This is a genomic window from Cellulophaga sp. F20128 (assembly GCF_023015805.1).
Lineage (GTDB): Bacteria > Bacteroidota > Bacteroidia > Flavobacteriales > Flavobacteriaceae > Cellulophaga.
The window spans coordinates 98,224-123,442 of record NZ_JALKBA010000001.1 but is presented as its reverse complement, the minus strand read 5'-3'; the positions used below and the strand labels follow the sequence as shown (position 1 = coordinate 123,442).

At 36.9% G+C, this 25,219-nt stretch carries 16 protein-coding genes; 13 read left to right on the top strand and 3 right to left on the bottom strand.

The genetic code is table 11. The annotated features are described in order from the left end of the window. Window positions 1–17: 17 nt before the first annotated feature. Window positions 18–653: a DUF1801 domain-containing protein gene (locus MWU65_RS00515; RefSeq protein ID WP_247074741.1), complete on the bottom strand. Its 636-nt coding sequence runs from the start codon at window positions 651–653 to the stop codon at window positions 18–20. Between the two features lie 78 nt (window positions 654–731). Between MWU65_RS00515 and MWU65_RS00510 the strand changes: the two genes are divergently transcribed. Both MWU65_RS00510 and MWU65_RS00505 read left to right on the top strand, forming a co-directional pair. Beyond that, a complete protein-coding gene (locus tag MWU65_RS00510) occupies window positions 732–1,649 on the top strand; it encodes an endonuclease/exonuclease/phosphatase family protein (protein WP_247074739.1) in 918 nt (305 codons plus the stop codon). Window positions 1,650–1,668: 19 nt separating this feature from the next. After that, the gene (locus tag MWU65_RS00505; protein WP_247074738.1) at window positions 1,669–2,916 is read left to right on the top strand and encodes an alkaline phosphatase family protein; all 1,248 of its coding nucleotides are present in this window, start codon (window positions 1,669–1,671) and stop codon (window positions 2,914–2,916) included. Between the two features lie 160 nt (window positions 2,917–3,076). On the opposite strand, the gene MWU65_RS00500 is transcribed toward MWU65_RS00505, so the two are convergent. Next, window positions 3,077–4,627, bottom strand: coding sequence for an arylsulfatase (locus MWU65_RS00500; protein WP_247074735.1), 1,551 nt, complete (start codon window positions 4,625–4,627; stop codon window positions 3,077–3,079). A 15-nt stretch (window positions 4,628–4,642) separates the two neighbouring features. Next, complete coding sequence (locus tag MWU65_RS00495) at window positions 4,643–6,508, bottom strand: sulfatase (protein WP_247074733.1); 1,866 nt, start codon at window positions 6,506–6,508, stop codon at window positions 4,643–4,645. 418 nt (window positions 6,509–6,926) lie between these two features. On the opposite strand from MWU65_RS00495, the gene MWU65_RS00490 reads away from it, so the two are divergent. The 11 genes from MWU65_RS00490 to hemW all read left to right on the top strand — a co-directional run bounded on the left by MWU65_RS00490 (window position 6,927) and on the right by hemW (window position 25,214). Next, window positions 6,927–8,720: an FAD-dependent oxidoreductase gene (locus MWU65_RS00490; protein ID WP_247074731.1), complete on the top strand. Its 1,794-nt coding sequence runs from the start codon at window positions 6,927–6,929 to the stop codon at window positions 8,718–8,720. Next, window positions 8,717–9,817, top strand: a complete 1,101-nt coding sequence (locus MWU65_RS00485) for a hypothetical protein (protein ID WP_247074729.1) — start codon at window positions 8,717–8,719, stop codon at window positions 9,815–9,817. Before MWU65_RS00490 ends, MWU65_RS00485 begins: the two co-directional genes overlap by 4 nt. A gap of 97 nt (window positions 9,818–9,914) precedes the next feature. Next, on the top strand, window positions 9,915–12,710 hold the full coding sequence (locus tag MWU65_RS00480) for a triple tyrosine motif-containing protein (RefSeq protein ID WP_247074722.1): 2,796 nt from the start codon (window positions 9,915–9,917) through the stop codon (window positions 12,708–12,710). Window positions 12,711–12,949: 239 nt separating this feature from the next. Then, complete coding sequence (locus tag MWU65_RS00475) at window positions 12,950–16,096, top strand: TonB-dependent receptor (protein ID WP_247074712.1); 3,147 nt, start codon at window positions 12,950–12,952, stop codon at window positions 16,094–16,096. A gap of 18 nt (window positions 16,097–16,114) precedes the next feature. After that, the gene (locus tag MWU65_RS00470) at window positions 16,115–17,614 is read left to right on the top strand and encodes a RagB/SusD family nutrient uptake outer membrane protein (RefSeq protein ID WP_247074710.1); all 1,500 of its coding nucleotides are present in this window, start codon (window positions 16,115–16,117) and stop codon (window positions 17,612–17,614) included. Window positions 17,615–17,632: 18 nt separating this feature from the next. Next, on the top strand, window positions 17,633–19,678 hold the full coding sequence (locus tag MWU65_RS00465; RefSeq protein ID WP_247074708.1) for a PKD domain protein: 2,046 nt from the start codon (window positions 17,633–17,635) through the stop codon (window positions 19,676–19,678). A 28-nt stretch (window positions 19,679–19,706) separates the two neighbouring features. Then, window positions 19,707–21,359, top strand: a complete 1,653-nt coding sequence (locus MWU65_RS00460; protein WP_247074704.1) for a glycoside hydrolase family 16 protein — start codon at window positions 19,707–19,709, stop codon at window positions 21,357–21,359. Between the two features lie 279 nt (window positions 21,360–21,638). After that, on the top strand, window positions 21,639–22,901 hold the full coding sequence (locus tag MWU65_RS00455) for a glycoside hydrolase family 2 TIM barrel-domain containing protein (protein WP_247074702.1): 1,263 nt from the start codon (window positions 21,639–21,641) through the stop codon (window positions 22,899–22,901). Between the two features lie 108 nt (window positions 22,902–23,009). Continuing rightward, window positions 23,010–23,486, top strand: a complete 477-nt coding sequence (locus MWU65_RS00450) for a hypothetical protein (protein WP_247074698.1) — start codon at window positions 23,010–23,012, stop codon at window positions 23,484–23,486. Window positions 23,487–23,494: 8 nt separating this feature from the next. Further along, window positions 23,495–24,049, top strand: a complete 555-nt coding sequence (gene ruvC, locus MWU65_RS00445; protein ID WP_247074695.1) for a crossover junction endodeoxyribonuclease RuvC — start codon at window positions 23,495–23,497, stop codon at window positions 24,047–24,049. A 34-nt stretch (window positions 24,050–24,083) separates the two neighbouring features. Continuing rightward, complete coding sequence (hemW, locus tag MWU65_RS00440) at window positions 24,084–25,214, top strand: radical SAM family heme chaperone HemW (RefSeq protein WP_247074693.1); 1,131 nt, start codon at window positions 24,084–24,086, stop codon at window positions 25,212–25,214. Window positions 25,215–25,219: the final 5 nt, after the last annotated feature.

Genomic DNA, 25,219 nt, shown 5'->3' with positions numbered 1-25,219 from the left:
CTTGTAGGCAGTGGGTGTTAAAGATACTTATGCGAACCATCACAATTTGGCATTTTTTTAGAGTGTCCGCAAGTGCAATCGTGTATGCCTTTCCCATCTAAGATTCGTGATTCATATTTTTCTATCCGAGCCACACGTGTTTTGGATTGTTTGGCCGCTAAAAAATAGAGATTGTAGGCCCGTTGTCTTCCTGGTGTTAAGCTATTAAAAGCTATTTTTAGGGTCGGATTTTGCTTTAATTTGCTTTGCAGTTCTTCAACAAGTTGCAGCGTTGTATTGTCTTTAAAAGCTACTTTTAAACCCGATTTTTCAATGGCTATGGCTTCTTGAATATAGGCTATTATAATTGGTTTTAACCGAATTATTTCTCCTGATGTGGTGAATTTTAGGAGTCGAGCCGATTGGGTATGTTCTCCCGGTTTTTCAAGGAATTCTTTGGGGTCTTTTAACAGGGCTCCTTTAATAAAACTTAGGGCGCAATAATTTTTAAAGGTTGCTAATAACACAACATTGCTGTTATTATAAGTGTAGCAGGGTTGGCCCCATTTCAATTCTTCGGTTAGGCCGCAGTCTAGAATAATGCTTCTTAAGAGGGTTAATTCTTTAGGCCAAATTTTGACTTTACTTAAATATTCATCAACTTTAGGGTTCATAAGCCTTAGGTCCTTTTTAAGGGAAATAATGTACAATAATTATGAAAAGCAGACCAATTTTTCAGAAACTTTTTAAAAATGAAAAGAACATTATTTTTAGTTTTGCTTGTTGCAACTATTACTAGCTGTGCAGAAAAAAAGGAAACCAAAAGCTTTAAAGTTTTGGCTTGGAATATTTTTCACGGAGCCAACGATATTGAGAACGGACAGGAAAATGCCATTCAGATCCTAAAAGAACTAAATCCAGATATTATTTTAATGGTAGAAACCTATGGCTCGGGTAAGAACATCGCAGACGCTCTGGGGTATAATTTTCATTTGGTAGCGCAAAAAGGCACAGCTTTGGATGATAAAGGGGTGAACTTATCCATTATTTCAAGGTTTCCTTTTGGGGAACGGATAGATACGGACTTTCCTTTTTTCTTGGGAGGGAGAGAAATTCTGGTTCACGATCAAAAGATGCGATTTTTTTCAAATTGGTTTCATTATGCACCTTGGCATGCAGAACCAGAAAAAATGGGGAAGTCAGTGGAAGAGCTTTTAGCATGGGAAAAAACAGGAGCCAAATATGAAATGATTCAGAAAGTGTTGCCTTATATTAAAACCTATGCAGCGGAAGCCGATTCTATTCCGATGATTTTTGGCGGAGATATGAATGCTCCTTCGCACTTAGATTGGGGAGAAAGTACCAAAGACATACACAATGGGTTGGTAGTACCGTGGTATACCACAAAGGTGTTAGAAGGTATTGGTTTAACCGATAGTTATAGGTTTGTAAACCCAAAACCCCTGAAACACCCTGGGATAACTTGGCATTCTAAAGGGGAGCCCGATGCCCATAGAATCGATTATATCTTTTATAAGAGCCCTAAAATAAAGGCCGTAGCATCTACTTCTTATAAAGTATTTTTTAACGAACCCTTTATTATTAACGGCAAGGAAATTATGTATCCATCAGATCACGGAATGGTGATTACAACTTTTGAAATTAAATAGTTTTTATACGATTTAACAGATGATAAAAAAGAATTCAATACTCGTTTACACCTTACTATTAGTAAGCAGTTTTGTCTTTTCACAACAAAAAAATAAAAAAATACTCTTTGTTATTGTTGATGGAATTTCTGCAGATGTTTTGGAGAAAATAGAAACCCCTAATTTGGATACAATTGCAAGATTCGGGGGTTATACAAGAGCCTATGTTGGTGGAGAAAAAGGAGGGTTTTCGCAAACACCTACTATTTCTGCTGTTGGGTATAATAGTTTGTTAACAGGTACCTGGGCGAACAAGCATAATGTCTGGGGGAATGGCATTAAAAATCCTAATTATAAGTATTGGACCATTTTTAGATATGTGCAAAAGTATAAACCCAAACTAAAAACGGCTGTTTTTTCTACTTGGCTAGACAATAGGACCAAGTTGGTAGGGGAGGGCATGTTAGCAACAGGAAGCCATCAATTGAATTATTCTTTTGATGGCTTTGAACTCGATACCATCAATTTTCCACACGGAACCGATAGAGATTATATTCGTAGGATTGATGAACATGTGACCAACGAAGCCACTAGATATATTAAAGCCGAAAGTCCAGATGTATCCTGGGTGTATTTGGAATATACAGATGATATGGGGCACCAATTTGGGGATAGTGAACAGTTTTATGGTGCCATTAGATTGATGGATGACCAAATTGGAAGGTTGTGGAGTGCCTTGCAATTTAGAATGAAAAATCACAATGAAGATTGGGAAATTTACATTACTACCGACCATGGTAGAAATGGAGATACCGGGCAAGGGCATGGCGGGCAAACAGATAGAGAACGACTTACTTGGATGGTTACCAATGCAGTAAATTTGAATCAGTATTTTAAAGAAAGCCAACCGGCAATTGTAGATATACTACCAACAATGTTGCGGTCCTTAAATATAAAGCCTACTAAAGCCCAATTGTGGGAAATAGACGGTACACCAATAACTGGAAAAGTTTCGGTGACCAATGCAAAGGCTGTACGCAACAAAGCATCCTTAGATATAACATGGACAGCTTTGGATAAAAATGGTAAGGTAAAAATATGGGTGAGTACAACAAATACTTTTGCTGAAGGTGAAAAAGACAACTATTTGCTTCTGGCAAAATCCAAATTAGGCAGTGAAAAAGTAAAGATAAATGTAAGCGAATTACCATCAGACTTTTATAAGATAGTCGTTGAAGGTAAGCATAACAGCAGTACTACTTGGATGGTTAGTAAAAAGGAAGAATAAACTATGTAGTCTGTACCATTCAAGACTAGGTGGTGTATAGAATTTCACAAACCACAAAATTGGGTGGTTTTACATCTTATTTTTTATAAATAACAACAGTTTTTTAAGCTGTCTAAGAATGCATCAGACCATGTGGTTTGTGAAATTTGTATACTAGCTTTTATTTAGCCTCTTTAATTCCTCTTATTTTTTCAAAAGCGTCTGAAAGTTCTTTCAATTTTTCAGGGTTTTCTGTTGCTAAATTATGTTGTTGTTCAAGGTCTTCTTTTAAATTATAAAGTTGCGGTTCTATGTCATTTCCTATTTCAATATTCACAGATTTAATTAAAGCATTTCCTTTATGTGGAGGAATATATGCCCAATCTCCGCTGCGGAATGCCGTCCTTGAGGTAGCTTCAATAACGAGTTCTTTTCTTCCGTTATCACTTTTACCCATAAAAACATCCAAAAGGTTATGACTGTCTGGACCTTGATCCTTACTTCCAACCAGTGCAGCTATAGAAGTTAGTAGGTCTATTTGTGAAACGAGTGCGTCTGAAGTTTTAGGTTGAATCTGTCCTTTCCAATAGGTGATAAAAGGAACTCTTGCACCTGCTTCAAACAAACTGTATTTTCCACCCCTCAGTTTTCCAGCGGGCTTGTGGTTTCCTATTTTTTCAACAGCATCATCATAATACCCGTCATTTAGAACAGGGCCATTATCACTAGAAAATACAATTAGGGTATTTTCTAATATTCCTTCTTTCTCCAATGTTTTAAGCAATTCACCAATACACCAATCTGCCTCAACAATAACGTCTCCTCTTGGTCCCATACCCGATGCACCTACAAAACGAGGGTGTGGTGTTCTTGGTACATGGGGTTGCTGTAATGCGTAGTACAAGAAGAAAGGTTTGTTCTTATGTTCAGATACATATTGCTGTGCTTCCTTTAAAAAGTAATCAGCCATGTCTTCATCTACCCATTTGGCTTTTTCGCCACCTTTCATAAATCCAATTCTAGGTATGCCATTTACAATACTATTGTTATGGCCGTGATGCCATTTCATTTTTAAAAGTTCAGGATTCTCTTTGCCTGTAGGTTCTCCCTCAAAATTTTTCTTATAACTTATTTCAATTGGGTCGTTCGGGTCTAGACCAACTACCGCGCCATTTTCAATGTATACAGTAGGCACACGGTCTTGGGTAGCTGCCATAATATTGCTGTAATCAAAACCAACTTCATTGGGTCCTGGAGCAATAGTTTGGTTCCAATCTACATTTCCGTTCCCTAAGCCTAAATGCCATTTGCCAACAATACCCGTGAAATACCCTTGTTTTTGGAGCATACTAGGAACTGTTAATTGTGCGGTATCTATTATTAAAGGTGCTGTTCCTGGAAGGATATGCGCTTTGCTATTTCGCCAAGGATACATGCCTGTTAAAAGGGCAAATCTACTGGGGGTACAGGTAGCTGATGACGCATAGCCATTGGTGAATTTTACGCCGCCATTGGCTAAAATATCCATGTTAGGAGTTTTAAGCTCGGTGGCGCCATAAGCCCCCAATTCTCCATAACCTAAATCATCGGCATAGATGAATATGATATTCGGTTTTTTGGTTTCTTCTGCAGAGCTTGTGGCTGTATTTTCTTTATTCTTTTCCTTGCATCCTGATATAAGTAGGGTAAAAATCGCTAAAAATACGAAGGGAATGTTTCTTGTTTTTTTCATAAGTGGTATTAATAATTAGTTTTCATTTATAAAATTTATTCGTCTAAGTAGAACGTCTCCTTCTTTGGCAACCCACTCTTGGTTAAAAAGTGATTTTGGAATATTGAGTTCAAATTCAGGAAGCATTGTTTTGATTAAGGCAACGGAATTGAGCATTAAGTTCGCTTCCGCTTCTGAGGTGGCATTTTTAAGAATATCTATGAACAGTGCTTTTGGAACATGTTGACCGCTTAATGCTAAAAATTCTGCAGCCCGCATCCGTACCAAACCATTGTTGTCTAGAGCAGCTATTTTATGCGCTTTCCTGTAAAAAGTTTGCGCTTTTTGTCCAAATGAGGTACATACTATAAGTCCCCAATACCTTTTCCAAGGATCAGTAGATTTTAAAGCCTCGTTAATTTTTGATTTAGCTTTAGAAAATGGTAAATATTCTAAATCGGCAATAGCTACCAAATCTGCAATGTTTTCTTTGTTGTTTTGCCCAAATAGAACCGGATTGGAAAGCCCTTCTTCTAAAAAATAGGATTCTGGATAAAAGCTTAGATCGGGCATGGCAATAACCTTTTGTTTTAGACTTGCTCTAAGGTCTTGTAATACGTATTGGTACTCAGATTTATTGGCTAAATTATGAGTTTCATACGGATCGTTTTCAAGGTCATATAATGCTTCGGCGTCACGTTTCCTAAAAAATTGTTGTTGAATTTGGTTTAGGGACCCCGCTTTGAATAAATCTTCCCACTCTTTGTAAGCCGCCATTTTATAACGGTAAAAATTAAACAACCCATCAATATTAAATGGTTGATAATTTCGGATGTACTTGTATTTTAATTTCCGTAGCGAACGGACCAAATCGTATTTTTCATCAAACCGATCTGCATAACCAAAGGCAGTATTTTTATTCTCTAAATTGGCCAATGTAATTCCCTTTCCAAGGAAAGGTCTGCCGTCCATTTCCTCGGGAATAGGTATGCCAGCCAAATGCAAAACTGTTGGGCCTAGATCTATAAACTCAACAAACGTATCTGTTCTTGTTCCTGTTTTAAATGGAAGCAAATGCTTCCATTTTTCCGGTGCGTAAGCAACCATGGGTACATGTAGGCCGGTTTCATATAAATAACCTTTACTTCTAGGCAATACACCGCCGTGATCACCATAATAAAAAATAATGGTATTATCCAGTTCTCCATTTTTCTCAAGCTCCTTTAAAAATGCTCCTATTTGTTCGTCCAATGCCTTGTGTTTCTCTAGGTAAACGGAATTTGTAAATCTAAAAGTCGGTGTATTTGGATGAAAAGGAAAAACGTTCTGTTCTGGTTGGTCTACGATTTGGCTTTCAGGAAAATGAAGTGATCCCTCATGTGTTACTCCAAAATTTTGAACATGAAAGAAGGGTTGTCCGGCGGTTCTATTCTTGTAGCTTGCTTTTCTTGACGAATCATCCCAAACATCATCCGATTTAATGAGGTTATAATCTTCTTTGGCGTTATTGGTAGTATAATACCCTGCAGTTCTTAGGTAATGCGGAAACATTTTTAAACCTGTTGGTAGTGGGGCTAATTTAGTTTTCCTGTGGTATTGTGCACCAATTCTGGGAGCGTAGCATCCAGAAATAATAGTACTTCTAGCCACCGAACAAACGGGCGCATTAGAGAAGGCATTATTAAAAACAACGCCTTTTTTAGCCAGGGCTTCAATATGTGGTAACTCAGCGCCTCCTTCCTGGTATAATTGTAAATAATGCGTAGAATTATCTTCAGAAACGAGCCATACTATATTGGGTTTGTCTGATGCTGATTGTCCATTTGTTTTTAAAAACAAAAAGAATGAAAAAGTAGATAATAGGAAAATTTTTGTAGCTCTAATTGAAAGATATCGTATCACAGTTTAATTTATTTCAAATAAATATGAAGCTATAAAAATAGATGTATTGTGTTCAATATGCAATGAAATTTAGTGAAATTTAGAAAGGGTTTAAGATTGATGGTTAATACTTTAGTATTTCATATTCAATATGTTTGTGAAGTGTTAGGAGTTGGGTAGGAAGAAGGAAGTTGCCATCGTAAGGGCATCTACAATAGTGTTTTTACAGTGACAGCACTAAGGGTTAGTGTTTTGAGGTGCTTAAAATTTGTAGGATTTTGGTAAAACTTTGGGTGTAGATGCTCAATATGTAGCATGAACAAAAACTTAATAAAACGCATTGTGTATTTAATGAGGGGATACAATGAAAAAACAGTAACTTTAAAATCAGATTAAGATGGTATGGCCGTCATGGGTTTACGTATAAATAGATAGTAGTATGAAATTATTTTTAACACTTGTGTTCTTCGGAATAGTAACCTTAAATACCAATGCTCAAGAGCTTCTTGTAGAAGCAGAAAGTTTTGATGATCCGGGAGGTTGGGTTGTAGACCCTCAGTTTGTGGAGCAAATGGGTTCTCCATATCTTATGGCACACGGTATGGGTAAAGTTGTGAAGAATGCTAGAACTAAGGTGAATTTTACAAAAAAAGGAAAATATCATATTTGGGTACGTACTATGAACTGGTCTCCGGGAGAATGGGATGCCCCAGGAAAGTTTAAGCTAAAGGTAAATGATAAATTATTCGAGAAGTCTTTAGGATTACGCTCGGGCTGGGGTTGGGAATATGTAGGAGAGTTAGCTTTGGTAGCAAACAAGCCTACTCAATTAGAACTATTAGATGAAACCGGGTTTAATGGTAGGTGTGATGCAGTGTATTTTTCAATGTCGGATAAAGCACCACCTTCTGCATTGGAAAAAATAGCGACCTGGCGCAAAACGGTTACTGCCGAAACAAATATTCCAGAAATTACTAAATATTATGATTTGGTTGTGGTTGGTGGGGGAATAGCTGGTTGTGCAGCGGCTATAGCAGCTGCCGAGCAAAACCTTAGCGTGGCTTTAATTCATGATAGGCCTGTTTTGGGAGGTAATGCAAGTAGTGAAATAAGAGTGCATACCTTAGGAATTTATGGGCATTTTGAACGCATTTTAAAAATGCTAGATACTGAACATTACCCAAATGGTTCTTCAAAAGCAAAACTAGATCAAGAAAAAAGAGATAAAAATGTTAAGAGCTTTAGTAATATTGACTTGTTTTTAAACTGGAGGGCTTATGATGCTAAAGCGTATAGTGATGTTATTCGGTTTGTAGATGCAAGGCAGACAGCTACTGGGGAAAGATTGAGGTTTGGAGCTCCTTTGTTTGTAGATGCTACTGGAGATGGTTGGATAGGGTATTGGGCTGGAGCCGAGTTTTCTTATGGCAGGGAAAGTAAGGATACTTATGGTGAAGAATGGGATAAGTGGGGCGAATTGTGGAGTCCTAAAGAAGCTGATGATGCCGTGATGGGATCTTCTGTACTGTGGCAATCTAAAAAAGCAAATCAAAAACAAAATTTCCCAAATGTTCCCTGGGCAATGACGGTAGCAAAAAACCATACAGCCATAAATGGCGAATGGTATTGGGAATTTAGCAGGAATGATTTAAGTCAAATTGAGGACGCAGAAGAAATACGAGATCATATGTTAAAGGCTATTTATGGGTCTTTTGCCAATGCAAAGCAACTCGTTAAAAATGATAGTTTAACCTTAGATTGGGTTTCTTACCTAGTGGGGAAAAGAGAATCTAGAAGGTTAATTGGGGATCATATATTTACCTTTAAAGATGTTGTTGATGAAAGGAAGTTTCCGGATGCTGTAGTTATAGAAACTCGAGAAATTGATGTGCATTATCAAAAAGTATTAACCGATGAACAGCATCCTGATTTTATGTCTGAAGCGTTATTTTATAAAACTCCAGAGTATTATATCCCCTATAGAAGCCTGTATTCCAAAAATATTTCCAATCTATTTATGGCGGGGCGGAATTTTAGTTGCTCTCATATTGGATTGGGCGGACCTAGAGTAATGCGTACAACGGGGCAAATGGGAGCAGCTGTTGGTTTTGCTGCAGCATTATGTAAAAAGCACAAGGTAAACCCTAGAGAAATATACACAAATTATTTGAAGGAGTATATGGATTTAATAGCATCTCAGAAGAATAGACTTATACAAAATACCAAGAAATGAAAATTGTAATTAGAATCATTTTTCTGGTTTTTATTTCTTTTTTAATGCAATGTGCCCTACCCAATTTAAAAGTAAAAAAGGATTCTACCTTGGTTAAAAAACCTGCGTTTTATGATTTAGGATGGGAGCCGAATACTAAGTTAAGCAAGGGACATTTGCCTATTTTTATTGAGACTGATACGGTAGGGCGGCAACAATTGTTTGTGCTATCAAATAACAATACTCCTGTTTTATATAGTGCCCAAATAACCACCCCGGTTTGTGCTGATGGGGATTGTAAGTTAATGAATATTACGTTGTATTGGACCCTTTTAGGGGATTATGCTGGTTTTGATACCGATGAAAATCGTCCCCTTACAAAACATGATCATGACGAATTTTTACCAGAAGATTATCTAAAATTGCATCAATTACTGTTAGATAATAATTCAATTTTAAAAAACAGAACCATTGATGAGTTGGTGACATCTCCCAAACAACTGCAACTAGAAGGAATCGATGCCTTATCTGGCGCAACAATTACAGAGGTTAAAGAATCTGTTGTGCTTGGCGCTTTGTATTCTTGCTATGTGGCTTGGCATTTGGTACATAATAGTGGGGTGAAAGAAAAAATTAAAACACATACAGCTTCAATGGAGAGTACAGCCTTGCGTGTTGCAATGTTGTATGAGGACAATACAGAATATCAGCTTTATGCTTTGGAAAGGTTGAGTTTAGAGCAGTATACTAATCATTTTAAACGAATTAGCGCTGTGTATAAAAATTCAATTCCATTGGTGCGCTCTCTGATTATAAAAAGAATGCCTTTTACTTTTTGGCGTACATCAGAATTGCAATATGAGTTTTGGAATAGTTTTTCTGAAGTTGACGTAAATACAAGGAGCTTGTTGCTTAAACAGTTGAACGAGGTTCCTATTCAGGTGTTAGAAACCCTAAGTGAGGAGTTGTCTATCATGACCAAAAATCAACTTAAGGTTTATTTGGGGGCAATTAAAACCCATCATACTCAAATACACAATACCATAAAAGTGTTCGCCAATTCAGAGCACAACACTTACAGTTATATTGCCAAAGAGTTTTTAGAGCGTCAAGAATAAAATTTTTTTAATTTCAATATCACAGGGAAGAAACATATAATTGCGCACTTATTCCAGAAGTACTAAATTTAGGCAACTATAAGTAATACAATTTCGCGTGAATAAAATTTATTTGATATTTCTTTTGCTTTCTACTGCTCTTTTTTCTCAAGAGCAACCACCTATACTGTCTTATGCTTCAGACGAGTATCTTGGAGGGAGTCAAAATTGGGGGCTATCTCAAGGGAATAACAATTATATTTATGTGGCTAATAATAGTGGATTATTAGAGAATAACGGAGCCCAATGGAGACTCTATGCTTCTCCTAATGGTTCTGTAATACGTTCCGTAAAGGCCATAGACGACTTGGTGTATACAGGGTGCTATATGGAATTTGGGTACTGGAAACGAGATGGTTATGGCGATCTTTTTTATACCTCCTTGGTAGATAAGTTAGGTGTCTCCCTGATAGACGATGAGCAAATATGGAACATTATAGAATATGATATTTGGGTTATTTTTCAATCCTTAGATAGGATATATATCTATGACACGGAAAAAGATACATTTAAAATAATAGAAAGTTCAACCAATAGAGCTCAAATATTTAATGTAGCAGATAGTATTTATTTTCAAAAAGAAGGTGAAGGGTTGTTTACTATTAAAAATGGGGAGGAGAAATTAATCTCGGGCAATCCTATATTTAAAATGAATAGTGTCGTCGGTGTTTTTTTAAAAGATAAAAAACTTCTTGTCCTAATTGAAAATGGAGATTTTTATTTTATAGAAGAAGGCAATGTTGTTCAATGGAACTTGGCATGGAAAAGCGAAACACCCTTACTTAAAATATACACTAGTATACAATTACATGACACTAGCTTTGCTCTTGGAACAATTTCTAATGGTGTATATCACATTACAAACAATGGGGACTTTATTCGTAATATCAATCAAGAAAATGGCTTAAATAACAACACGGTTCTTAGTCTATTTCAGGATAAGGAAATGAATTTATGGTTGGGGTTAAACAATGGAATAAGTGTTGTAAATACAGAATCACATTTTCAGGAGTATATAGACCGAAAAGGAAGGCTAGGGGTTGTTTATGCTGCGATAGTTTTTGATGGTATTTTTTACTTAGGAACAAACCAAGGCTTGTTTTACAAGCCAGTGAACAGCACTTCTAATTTTAAATTAATAGAAGAGACCAAAGGTCAAGTGTGGTCGCTGAAAATCATTAATGGCGATTTATTTTGTGGTCATAATTCCGGAACGTTTACGGTAAATGAAGACAGTGTTACCCTAGTTTCTAATTTACCAGGGACTTGGCTGGTTAAAGAAATTCCGAATCGGCCCAATTTATTGCTTCAGGGAAATTATTCAGGGCTCAGTATTTTAGAAAAAGAGAATGCTGAATGGGGTCTAAGAAATAGTATAGAAGGGATAGATGTCTCCAGTAGGTTTGTAGAATTTTTAAGCCCTTATGAGTTACTCGTAAATCATGAATACAGAGGTTTGTATTCCTTAAAGCTCGATACGACCTATACTAAAGTTGTAGCCAGTAAAGTAAGTGATTATCAAGGGAACGGCTCCAGTTTGTTTAAGTACAATGAGGATATCATTTATACGAATAGTCGGGGGGTTTTTACCCTAAACTCCTCAAAAGAATTTGATTTGGATAGCTCGTTAACCGCTGTGTTTTTTAATGAAGGTGATGATCCAAAAGGAGTGTTTACTCCAGATATGGGAGCTAAAAAGATTTGGACTTTTTCAAATTCAAATATTATTTATGCTTCACCTAGTGCTCTAGAAGACAAATTGCGCAAACATTCTATTTCTATTCCGTCTTCTTTTAAACGAAATATGGGGGTGAGCGGTTTTGAGAATATAACCCCTATTAATTCGGATACCTATTTAATAGGGGTGTCAAACGGTTATATTACATTGGATTTAGGTAAGGTAAAGGAAAGTGCATATACAATAGCTATTACCTCCATCTTAAATGATTTTTATGACAGGCCTTCTATAAAGATTGGGTTGGCAGATCCGTACACCTTTAAATACAAGGAAAATGATGTTACATTTTCCTTTAGTGTACCTGAATTTGATAGTTATACAGATGTTAATTACCAATATAAATTAGAAGGTGTTTATGACAATTGGAGCAATTGGTCACAGGCAGGGACGGTCTCCTTTGATAATTTGCCCTATGGGGACTATAGTTTTAAGGTAAGAGGAAGAGTAGGTAATACACTTACACAGAATATAGCACAGTTTAACTTTTTAGTACAACGTCCTTGGTATCTATCTATCTTGGCACTTGTTCTGTATGGAATGGGGTTAATTGCCTTGTCTTTTTTAATACATCGGTTAAATAAACATTATTATAAAAAAAGGGAACAAAATTTAATTTCCCAAAACCGGAAAGCTTTAAAGCGCAAGAAATTAAAGGCGCAAAAGAAGATAGTACAAGTAAATAATGAGCGACTTAAAAATGAGATAGAAAGCAAAAACAGAGAACTTGCTGTTTCTACAATGAGTCTTATTAAAAAGAATGAGTTCTTAAATGCAATTAAAGATCAATTAAAACAAGCTCCTGAAAGTAGCGCTGTAAAAGCTGTAATACGGACAATTGATCACAGCATCAACAATGCGGATGATTGGAAGTTTTTTGAAGAAGCTTTTAATAATGCCGACAAAGATTTTCTTAAAAAGATAAAAAGTGCCCATACAGAACTAACGCCAAATGATTTAAAGCTGTGTGCTTATTTGCGGTTAAATCTTAGTTCCAAAGATATTGCTCCACTACTCAATATATCTACTCGAAGTGTAGAGGTAAAAAGATATAGACTGCGAAAGAAAATGAATTTGAGGAGAGAAGATAGCTTAACAACCTATATTCTTGATTTGTAATGCCACAACACTTAGCAATTTAACTACAACATTACCCATACAAACTAAATTTTAAAGGAAAACCATAACGATTTGTTAATTTCTTTTTCCAACTATTAAATCCTTATATTATAGGGGGTATAATCGGTATTATGATAATTATAGTAGCGTAAAATTGATAATGTATGTTTTTTGTTGGGGTGCATTATTCTTCTACAGCTATAATTAATACTACATTGCTAAGACTAAAAATACAACATATGAAGAATCTAATTTTAATTATTACAATTGTCTTTAGTGCGGTCAATTTAAGTGGACAAACGTTCATCGTAAATGGAACGGTTACGGATGTGGAATTTAATCAGCCTTTATTGGGTGTAAATGTCATTCTGAAAAATACATCAAAAGGAACAACTACTGATTTTGATGGAAAATTTAGTGTAAGTAATCTGTCTATAGGTGACGTTTTGGTTTTTTCTTCCATTGGTTACTTTACCAAAGAAATTACAATAAAAAATGGCAATTCCTTAACTATTGTCTTGCAAGAAGATATTAGTACATTGGATGAGGTTGTAGTAGTGGGTTACGGTACGCAGAAGGTCGCTAAAGTTTCTGGAGCAATATCAACTGTAAAGGAAGCGTCTATAGAACAACTGAAACCTTTACGCGTAGAAGAAGCCCTTCAGGGTAGTGCCTCTGGAGTTTCTGTTATTCAGAACGGTTCCCCAGGTAGTAAACCTACCGTATTGATTCGTGGTATTCCTTCGTTTACTGGAACAGACCCTGTTGTCATTATAGATGGTGTGCCGCAAAGCTTGGATGACTTAAATTCTATTAGTTCTGCAGATATTCAATCTTTAAGCATTTTAAAAGATGCTGCTTCAACAGCCATTTATGGTGTTAAAGGTGGTAACGGTGTTATAGTTGTGACAACCAAAAGTGGTAGAAATAATGAAAAAACAGAATTTACATTTAATACCTATACAGGAGTTCAGTCGGTCATAAAAAAAATAGGTGTTTTAAATGCTACCGAATACGGCGCCATAATTAATGAAGGTAGTGCAGCCGTTGGAGGAAATATGATTTTTTCTGATATTTCTGCCTTGGGAAGAGGTACAGATTGGCAAGATCAAGTGTTTGATGATGCTACCGTAACATCACATACTTTTTCTGCTAGAGGAGGTTCAGAAAAAATGGGATACTTTTTATCTACAGGGTATTTAAGTCAAGGTGGGATCGTTGGGGGTAATGATAAATCCAATTTTAATCGATTGAATTTTACGGCCAATCTAGATTTTCAATTAACAAGCAATCTGAAATTTTTGATGAATGCCAGTTATGCCAATATTAAGAGTAAATCTGTAGCTGAAAATTCTTTTAATTCCGTTATCGGAAATGCCTTAAATTTTGACCCAACAGTATCTGTTTACAATACCAATGCCAATGACTATGCAACCTATGGCTATAGTAATTATTTGTTGTCTGAAATTTTTAATCCAGTACAGCAATTAGATGACACCTATAATGAAAGCAATGGCGATAAGTTATACGGAAAATTTGAATTGCAATATGATATCTTAGACAATCTTAAACTAACTTCTCGTTTTGGGTATACCAAATGGGATCAGGTAGGGAAAAGCTTTGATCCTTTATCTTATTACGGGCCAAACAATGTATCTAGTGATTATTATTCAGATGGTACGGTTAAAACACAAGAAGTAGATAACGGCGATGGTACTATAAGTATTATTCCTTCTTTCCACAATAGTGTTTCGGAAAATACCGTGTCTAATTTTAATTACACTTTTGAAACCTTTGCAACCTATGGGTTCAATGTAAACGAGAAGCATAATTTTGATATCGTACTAGGAATCTCTCGAAGTAAATCTACAGGACATGGTTTTGGAACTTCAAGACAAGATGTTCGAGATAATTCTTGGGCTTGGGCAGATATTAGTGCCGCTACAGGTGTAAACACTAAACTAAACACCAACGCTTATACTGGGTATAGCTACCAAAATTTAGAACGTAGAAATGTATCGTATTTTAGTAGGGTTAATTATGATTATGAAGGCACCTATTTGGCGTCGTTTTCTGCCAGAAGAGATGGTTCAATCGCCTTTGGTAATGATAATAAGTTTGCTAACTTTTATGCTGGTTCCCTTGGTTGGGTTGCGTCTAACGAAAGTTTCTTTACGTCAGAGGCTATTAATTTTCTAAAATTTAGAGGAAGTTATGGTACCGTTGGTAATGAAAATGTAAATCCTCAGTATGTGAGTATTACCGTTGGGGGTCCAAGTTATAACTCCACAGCCAATAGTAATGGCTACACCTTTGGAACCGAATTTAATTCAGGGGCCACGGTAAATTCATTCAGTAACACAACATTGAGCTGGGAAGAACAAACACAATATAATATAGGTTTTGATGCTACCTTGTTAGATAATATATCAATCACTGCAGATTATTTTAATAAATCTGTTGAAGGATTGTTGTTTACAGATGCCCCACCACTTATTGCTGGAACATCAGAACCTGTAACCTCTAATATTGGGAGTACAGAGAGCAAAGGTTTAGATCTAACGTTAGGGTATAAAAACAGTGCATCAACAGATTTAAAATTTAATACTTCATTGACAGTCACAACCTCTAAGAATACTGTTACTGCAACCAATAGTGATGGAACGGCATTTGTTGCCGGTGGATCCTATTTTAATGGGCAATCGCAAAGTGCTACGCGATTTGAAAAAGGCTTTACACCAGGTTATTTTTACGGATATATATCAGATGGCTTGTTTCAAAATCAATCTGAAATTGATGACCATGCAACCCAAACTGGCGCACAACTTGGAGATATTCGCTTTGTAGATTTCAATAATGACGGGCTTATTAACGATGAAGACAAAACAAAAATTGGGGATCCGTTTCCAACATTTACCTTGGGTTGGAATATAGGTTTTGAATACAAAAATTTTGATCTAAGTATGTTTACCTATGCATCTGTTGGCAATGATATCTACAGAGCTTACGAAAGAAATGCACAATTTTCAAATAAATTTAGAAGTATTTTAAACAGATGGACAGGGGAAGGATCTACCAATGATGCTGTGAATCCGCGCTACACATTTGGGGATACCAATAGTAATATAAGACCTTCTGATAGGTATGTAGAGGACGGTAGTTTTGTGAAAATTAAAAGTCTGATTTTAGGCTATACTTTGCCAAAAACATCCAACGCATTTTTCAGTAAAGTACGTATTTATATGCAGGCTAAAAACCTGTTAACCCTTACGGAATACACAGGTTATGATCCTGAAATATCAGGTGGTATTTTAGACACTGGTGTAGATAGAGGTGCTTATCCACAGGCGCGAACGTTTTTAGCCGGTTTAGATCTTAAATTTTAACATCCAAAATAAATTAGTATGAAAAATATAAAAAACAGTATTGGATTAATCATCATACTTTCAATCTTTATTGGTTGTTCAAAGGTGGTCGAATTTGATCCGCATGATGAGTACCAAGTAACGGAAGTTGATTATTTGCAAACAGAAGCGGATTACCAAACTATGGCAGTTAGCTGTTATACGCCCATGCAATGGTTAAATCAAATGGTTGTGATTGGGGATATTGCTTCAGACAATGCAGTGGCAGGTGGCGAAAATGCTTCCGATGTCGTTTCCTTACAACAAATAGATGATTACAATATTTTAACCAATAACGGCACCATACAAGATTTATGGGTTTCAGCTTATGAAGGGGTTAATAGAACCAATTATTTACTCAGTTATAAAGACGCTAATTTGTTGGGAGAAACCATAAACTTTGCGGGTAAAGAAGCCCTATTTGGGGAGGTTCGTTTTCTAAGAGCATATTACTACTTTAATTTGGTTCGGATGTTTGGTGATGTTGTTTTGTTCACCGACCGAAAATTAGGTATTTCAGATTTTGGGACCTTACAAAGATCTCCAAAGGCTGATGTTTATACGCAAATAGAGTTGGACTTAACAACTGCCATTAGCGCTTTACCTACAGCACAATCACAACAAGGACGAATTACAAGATATGCAGCACAAGCTTTATTAGGGAAAGTTTATTTGTACCAAGAAAAATTTGAAAGTGCAGCTTCAGTTCTTGAAAATGTAGTGAATGGTCCATTTCGTTTAATGGAGTCAGTAGATGATGTCTTTTTATTATCTGGTGAAAATGGATCGGAATCTGTGTTTGAGGTTCAGTATTCTAACGGGCAGCCTTACTACAATTGGGGAGGTCAAACTAGAGGTCAAGGAAATTATGCTGTTCAACAATGCGGTATAAGAGGTATCAATGGATCACCAGAGATGCCGTATAATGCAGGTTGGAGTACCAATCTACCAACGCAGGATTTAGCTGCCGCTTATGAAGATGGTGATGCTAGAAAAGAAGCTTCAGTTTTTGATGTGGAAGCCTATGCAAATAATAATCCTGCCCTAAATGTAACCTTTACGGAAGCTCCATTTAAAAATACAGGTTTGTACAATAAAAAGTACTTGCCACGTAAAGGACAAACCAGTGGACAAATAGAATTGAATTACGAAAACAACCAACGTATTATTCGGTATTCAGAGGTGTTGCTTATGGCTGCGGAAGCCAATTTGCGTTCTGCTACGCCTAATGTGTCAAAAGCACAAGGTTATTTAGATAGGGTACGAGATAGAGCCTTTGGTGATGAAGATCACAGGATTGTAGCAACAGTAGAAGTCGTTTGGAACGAAAGAAGGTTAGAGTTGGCTATGGAAGGGGATCGCTTTTTCGATTTGGTACGAACAGGACAAGCGAATAGTGTTTTAGGTGGTAGCGGTTATAGTTCAGCTACATTGGGACTTTTTCCAATTCCTCAAAGAGAAATTGAAATTTCGGGCTTAACTCAAAACGCAGGGTATTAAAAATTAAAAACTAGAAATATGAAAGCATTAAAATATATTCTAAGTACCATAGTGCTCTTTGCGCTTGTAGGTAGTTGTACAGAAGAGGAGTTTGGGAGTTTGGATTTTGCAGACAAAGTTACGGCACCAGCAAATGTGTCGGCCCTAGTTCAAATAACGCAAGACAATAGCGGTCAGGTAACAATAACACCTAAAGCAGAAGGAGCAACATCATTTGATGTTTACTTTGGAGATGAAACAACTAGCCCGGCAACTGTGAAACTGGGTGAAAACCTGGAGCATACCTATAAAGAAGGTTCCTATGCGGTAAAAGTAATTGCCAAAGGAATTACCGGTTTAAAAACCGAAGTTATCCAAGAAATTAATGTGTCATTTAAGGCACCTGAAAATTTAGAAGTTTCCATTAGCAATGATGAGGCAGTGTCTAAACAAGTAAACGTTACGGCTACGGCAGATTACGCCATGTCATTTGATGTTTATTTTGGGGAAACGGATTCAGATGACCCCATTGCCGCCAATATTGGAGAAGGAGCATCATTTGTGTATCAAGAACCAGGAATCTATACGATAAGAGTAGTTGCCAAAGGTGGTGCCATTGAGACTACGGAATACACTGAAGAATTTGAGGTAACTGCAATTGTTCAGCCAACTACAGCTGCTCCTTCGCAGCCCTTTAGAGCAGAACAAGATGTTATTTCATTGTTTAGTGCTGCCTATGCAGATGTAGCAGGAACGGATTATTTTCCAGATTGGGGACAAGGCGGACAAGGTAGTGGTTGGGCAACTTACGATTTAAACGGAGATCTAATGCTGCAATATACCAATTTGAGCTATCAAGGAAATCAACTCGAAGATCCAATAGATATTAGTGCTATGGAATACCTGCACATGGATGTTTGGACTGCTGATGTAGCTAGAATGGAAACCTCACTAATTAGCTTGTCTACCGGGGAAAAACCGGTTTGGAGTACGTTAACGGCAGGGGAATGGACATCTATAGATATTCCAATTTCGGAGTATACAGATCAAGGACTTTCAGTGGCCGATATTCACCAACTAAAATATGTAGGCGATCCATGGGCAGCAGGAACAGTATTTATAGATAACGTTTATTTTTATAGAGCGGCTACAGTTACAGCCCCTAGCGTAACCCCAATTACCTTTGAAAATTTATTTGAGATGAGTTCTTTTGATGGAGGTGCTATTTCTATAATCGCAAATCCAGATGCCAACGGAAATACTTCAACTATGGTTGCACAATTAGTTAAAAGTGCGGGTCAGCCTTGGGCAGGGTCTAAAATTACAGTGCCTGAACCTTTATCTTTTGCAACGGCAACAACGGTTACAGCAAAAGTATGGTCGCCAAGAGCAGGCTTAAATCTGTTGATGAAGTTTGAAGACGCTACACCCTGGCCAAATACAGTTGCTTCAGCAGAGGTGGTGGCTACAACAACTGTTGCCAATGGTTGGGAAGAAGTATCTTTTGATTTTTCAGGTATCAGTACAAGCACAGCATTTACCAATATTGTATTCATTATGGATAATGGTGACCAAGGAGATGGGACCGCCAATTATACCATTTATTTGGATGACATATCATTAGAATCCTCCTTGGATTTTGAGCCAAAAGAAGCACTAAGTAGTTTTGATGGCGGTGCAATATCCATAATTGCAAACCCAGATGTTAATGGAAATGCATCAAGTATGGTTGCTCAATTGGTTAAAAGCGCGGGTCAGCCTTGGGCAGGATCTAAAATAACAACTTCAGCACCTTTTTCTTTCTCAACAGCTACAACAGTTACAGTAAAAGTGTGGTCTCCAAGAGCCGGCTTAAATCTTTTGATGAAGTTTGAAGATGCTACACCTTGGCCAAATACAGTAGCTTCAGCAGAAGTTACGGCAACCACAACGGTAGCCAACGGATGGGAAGAGTTAACCTATGATTTTTCGGGTATCAGTACAGCAGCGGAGTTTACCAATCTTGTTTTAATAATGGACAATGGTACGCAAGGAGATGGTTCCTCTAATTATACCATTTACGTAGATGATATTTCGCAGAATTAATAAATCAAAAAACTATAAAATATAGATTATGAAAAACATAAAACATAGCATAGGTATTTTTCTTGCCCTGGCAATTTTGGCTGGCTGCGAAGATGAAAAGTATGCGTTTGGAGACGTAATTGCTCCAACGAACTTAGTCATAACAGCAGATATCCTTGGCGCGGATGCAGCTAATCCTAATGGAGATGGTAGTGGTGCTGTAAAATTGAAAGCCACGGCAAATGATGCTATCACTTATCAATTTGTCTACGATGGCGAAACTACGGTTTCTGCCAATGGAACCAATACCTATAATTTTTCAATTACGGGTACCCATGTGTACACCATAACAGTAATTGCAACTGGTAAAGCTGGGATAGCTACCTCAGAAATAATTGAAGTAGAAGTCTTGGCCTTGTATGAAGCTCCAGATGATTTACTAGAAATGCTAATAGGTGACGGTTCTAAGGTTTGGCGAATTAATGCAGACAAAGTAGGTCATTTTGGTGTAGGTCCCGCAGATGAAACTTCACCCATTTGGTATGCGGCCCCCGCAGGGGCAAAAGCATCAACAGGAATGTACGATGATGGTTATAACTTTTCTGAAAGTGGTGTTTTTAAACATATAACAAATAGAGTTAACGATGATCCAACTGAAGATATAACAGGTACTGTATTTGGACAATCAGGTCCAATGGATGAAGATTTAGGGGACAAGGGGTTAACAGCAAACTCCGATAATGAATATGAAAATTATCCGCTAGATGATTATACAGAAAGCTGGACGTTAACAGCACCTGGGGCTCAGGAAACCTTAACCTTATCAGGAAATGCATTTTTAGGATTTTATGTTGGGGGTACTCATAGTTATACCATCATATCTAGATCAGAAGATGAAATGGTTCTAAAGACAATAAGTGCAGATGGTCTTGGATGGTTTTTTATCCTAACATCTACAGCTGCTGTTACTGAAACCTCTAGTGTTGATGTAACCTATAGTAATTTAGTTTGGTCCGATGACTTTGATACCGATGGAGCAGTAGATGCTGCCAAATGGGGGTATGATATTGGTATAGGTGATAATGGTTGGGGTAATGGAGAATCTCAGTATTATACCAACAGCACAGATAACAGTGTCGTTGAAGGAGGAATCTTAAAAATTACAGCAAAAGCAGAAACTATTGGTGGATCTAATTATAGTTCTGCACGATTAAAAACACAAGGTCTGTATGATTTTAAATACGGGCGTGTAGATGTACGTGCCAAATTGCCTGGCGTAGGTGGTACATGGCCAGCCATTTGGATGCTTGGTGCTAATTTTGAAACAGTAGGTTGGCCAGTATGTGGCGAAATTGATATTATGGAACATGTTGGGAACAACCCAGGGAACGTTAGTGCGGCCCTACATACGGTGTCTAGTAGTGGTAATACTGAAAATGTTGAACATACTACGGTTTCGGATGCCACAACGGAGTTTCATATTTATTCTGTGAATTGGTCTGAAAATGAAATTTCGTTTTTAGTAGATGATGAAATTTTTTACACCTATAACCCTGCAGATAAAAACGCAGATAATTGGCCTTTTGATGCCAATCAATTCCTGATTTTAAATTTGGCTTTGGGTGGTTCTTTAGGTGGTGATATTCCAACAGATTTTTCAACGGCAACCTTTGAAATAGACTACGTTAAGGTGTATCAATAATCTTTTAAATTGAGTTGTTGTAATGAAACTTGGTAAGGGCTAGCACGTGTGGAGCTGGTCTTTGCCTAAGGTTTCTAATGCCAATTTTTTAGGTGTTTCCAAAGAAAAAAGAGAACCTAAGTCAATATTTAATGTTTGTATTTAATAAGTCATTGAAGCAAACTTTTATCCCTTCAGTAAAACCACTTAGAAGAAGTATGGTTTGCTATTAAAATAGATGATATGAGAGTGATAACCTATATTCTTTGCATTTGCGTCTTTGTTTCCTGTAAACAGGGAATGGATAATAAAAAAACAGATGTAAAAGAAACAGGAATAGCGGGCCCAGTAAAAGTGGCAATTAAAAATAAGGAGGGGCGCTACCAATTAATGGTAAATAATAAGCCTTTTTACATAAAAGGGGCTGGCTTAGAATTTGGAAACATAAAGGCATTGGCACACCATAATGCAAATTCGTTTAGGACTTGGCGTACAGAAAACGGACAAAAATCGTCTAAGGAAATCCTAGATGAAGCCTATGAAAATGGGTTGCTGGTAACTATGGGGATAGAAGTAGGAAGTGAACGACATGGGTTTAATTATAACGATGAAAAAGCAGTTCAAATTCAATTTGAAAGGGTTAAGAAAGAAGTAAGTGCTTTAAAAGACCATCCCGCGTTATTAATGTGGATGATAGGTAATGAACTCAATTTACAGTATACCAATCCTAAAGTTTGGAATGCAGTTAATGAAATGTCAAAAATGATCCACAGAGTAGACCCCAATCATTTAACAACAACCAGTCTTGCGGGTATCTCTAAAAAGGAGGTCAACTATCTAAAGGAGAGATGTCCAGACTTGGATGTCTTATCTATTCAGATGTATGGCAATCTTCCGGACTTGCCTCGGCTCGTAAAAAGTATGGGTTGGACAAAGCCATATATGGTTACAGAGTGGGGAGCTTCAGGTCATTGGGAGGTGCCTACGACAAAATGGGGAGCACCTATAGAAGAAAACAGTTCTGTAAAGGCAGCCAATTATTTAAAAAGATTTAAGGGGGGTATAGAAGCAGATACCATACAATGTATTGGTTCTTATGTGTTTTTGTGGGGTAACAAACAAGAGCGAACGCCAACCTGGTATGGTATTTTTCTGGAGGACGGCAAAGAAACAGAATCCGTAGATGTTATGCATTATATCTGGAATGGAAAATGGCCTGTTAATAGAACACCTGTAGTTAAAGAGTATACCTTAAACGGAAAAACGGCCTATGATAATGTAATGTTGGAAGAAGGCCAGCTGTATGAGGCGGCTGTTGTAATTTCAGACTTCGAGAACGATTCCATAACCTACTCCTGGGAAATAATGCCCGAAAGCACAGACTTAAAAGATGGTGGGGATTATGAAGAACGACCGAAATCTATCCCAAATTTGTTTGTATCTCAAGAAACAAATAAAATCCAATTTAAATCTCCAGGCAAAGGACCCTATAGGTTATTTGTTTATGCAACTGATGGTAATGCGCATGCGGCAACGGCCAATATTCCCTTTATGGTGAATTAAATTAGGCATCCTTTGGGTTCGTTTAATTGGTATTATTTTAAGGGTTCTTGCTGGCAATATGGCTAACTTGCTTAAAAAATTGTAAATTTCGGCTAGAATTCAATTTGTATGCAAAAAGCAGCCTTATTACTTAGTTTGTTTCTGTGTTTTTCTTGTGATTTTTTTGAAACTAAAGAGTTAAAAGCTCAAAAGATGTTAGATCAAGAAATGAAGGAAATAGACTGGAATACCCTCGATCAATTTCCCTTGTTTGATAGTTGCGATGAGATGGTAACCAAGGAGTACCAGCAAAAGTGTTTTGAAAACACTTTTTTGAAACATTTTTCAACGGTGTTGGGTGAATTTGAATTTATTTTAGACAAAAACATCAAGGATACCGTACATATAGACTTTTTAGTAGATGCCACAGGGGAAGTTTCTATGATAGCGATAGAAGAAAATGCAGCTGTAACCGATCAAATACCAGGGTTTACAGGTATTGTTGCTCGTGGATTAAAAGATTTACCACCATTAAAACCGGCTTTAAAAAGAGGAATACCTGTAAAAGCAATGTTTAGAATTCCATTAATCATCAATACCAAATAATATTTCTTGTGGCTAGTGAAAAAATAATCTTGGGGATAGACCCCGGCACAACCATTATGGGATTTGGGCTCATTAAAGTGGTGGGTAAAAAAATGGAGTTTGTACAGATGAACGAATTGCTCTTACAAAAATATAGCGACCCATATACCAAGCTTAAATTAATCTTTGAACGTACTATTGAACTCATTGATACCTACCACCCAGATGAAATAGCAATTGAAGCACCCTTTTTTGGTAAAAACGTGCAATCCATGTTAAAGTTAGGTCGTGCTCAAGGTGTGGCAATGGCGGCTGGCTTGTCTAGAGAAATACCAATTACGGAGTATTTACCAAAGAAAATAAAAATGGCAATTACAGGAAATGGCAATGCTAGTAAGGAGCAAGTTGCCAGAATGTTGCAAAGTGTATTGGGTTTAAAATCCCTACCCAAGAATTTAGATAGTACAGATGGCCTGGCTGCTGCAGTATGTCATTTTTATAATGCTGGCAAAATAGAACTGGGTAAAAGTTATACAGGTTGGGATGCCTTTGTAAAGCAAAATGAAAAACGAATCAAGAAATAAATCAAATTAATCGTTTGTATAAATTGATCTACTAATGGCAGGTATTTATATTCATATTCCATTTTGCAAACAAGCATGTCACTATTGCGATTTTCATTTTTCTACCACTATGGGTAAAAAGGAGGAAATGCTCCTCGCGATTCAAAAAGAACTGAAGTTGCGAAAAGTTGAATTGGCAAATGAGACCGTGAATACTATTTATTTTGGAGGGGGTACACCTTCGGTTTTAGATACGGCAGAAATAAATCAACTCATACAATCAGTCTATGACAATTACACCGTATTAGACCAACCAGAAATCACCTTAGAGGCCAATCCGGACGATTTGTCTTCTCAAAAAATAAAACAACTAGCAGCGTCAAAAGTCAACAGATTAAGTATCGGTATTCAGTCTTTTTTTGAGGAAGACTTAAAGCTAATGAATAGAGCGCACAATGCTTCGGAAGCAAGGAGTTGTATCGCTGAGGCGAGCGCTCAATTCACCAATATTTCCATCGATTTAATATACGGAATTCCAGACATGTCAAATGAAAGATGGACGCATAATATTCAAATTGCATTGGATTACAATTTGCCGCATATTTCGAGCTACGCACTAACGGTTGAACCTAAAACAGCCTTAGAAAAATTTATAAAAAAAGGAGAAATTAAACCTATAAGTGATGAGGTGTCTCAGGAGCATCATCAAATTTTAGTAGCAGCGCTTACCAAGGCGGGTTATGTAAATTATGAATTTTCTAATTTTGGAAAACCAGATTATTTTTCGCAAAACAATACGGCCTATTGGCAAGGTAAAATGTATCTGGGAATTGGACCGTCTGCCCATTCTTTTGATGGTGTAAATAGAAGTTGGAATATCAATAACAATCCCAAGTATATTAAAGCGATAAATGCAGGTATACAACCAAGGGAAATTGAAACCTTAACGGTTAATGATCGGTATAATGAGTATGTGATGACAGGTTTACGCACAATTTGGGGGGTCTCATTGCAAAAAGTAAGACTTAATTTTGGGGAAACTTATGCGACTTATTTAATGAAAGAAGCAACAGTAAAAATAAAAAATGGACTTTTAAAACTCGAGAACGATACCCTTTTTGTGAGCCCTAAGGGAAAATTTTTAAGCGATGGAATTGCGGCTGACCTTTTTATTGTTAACTTATGACTTCA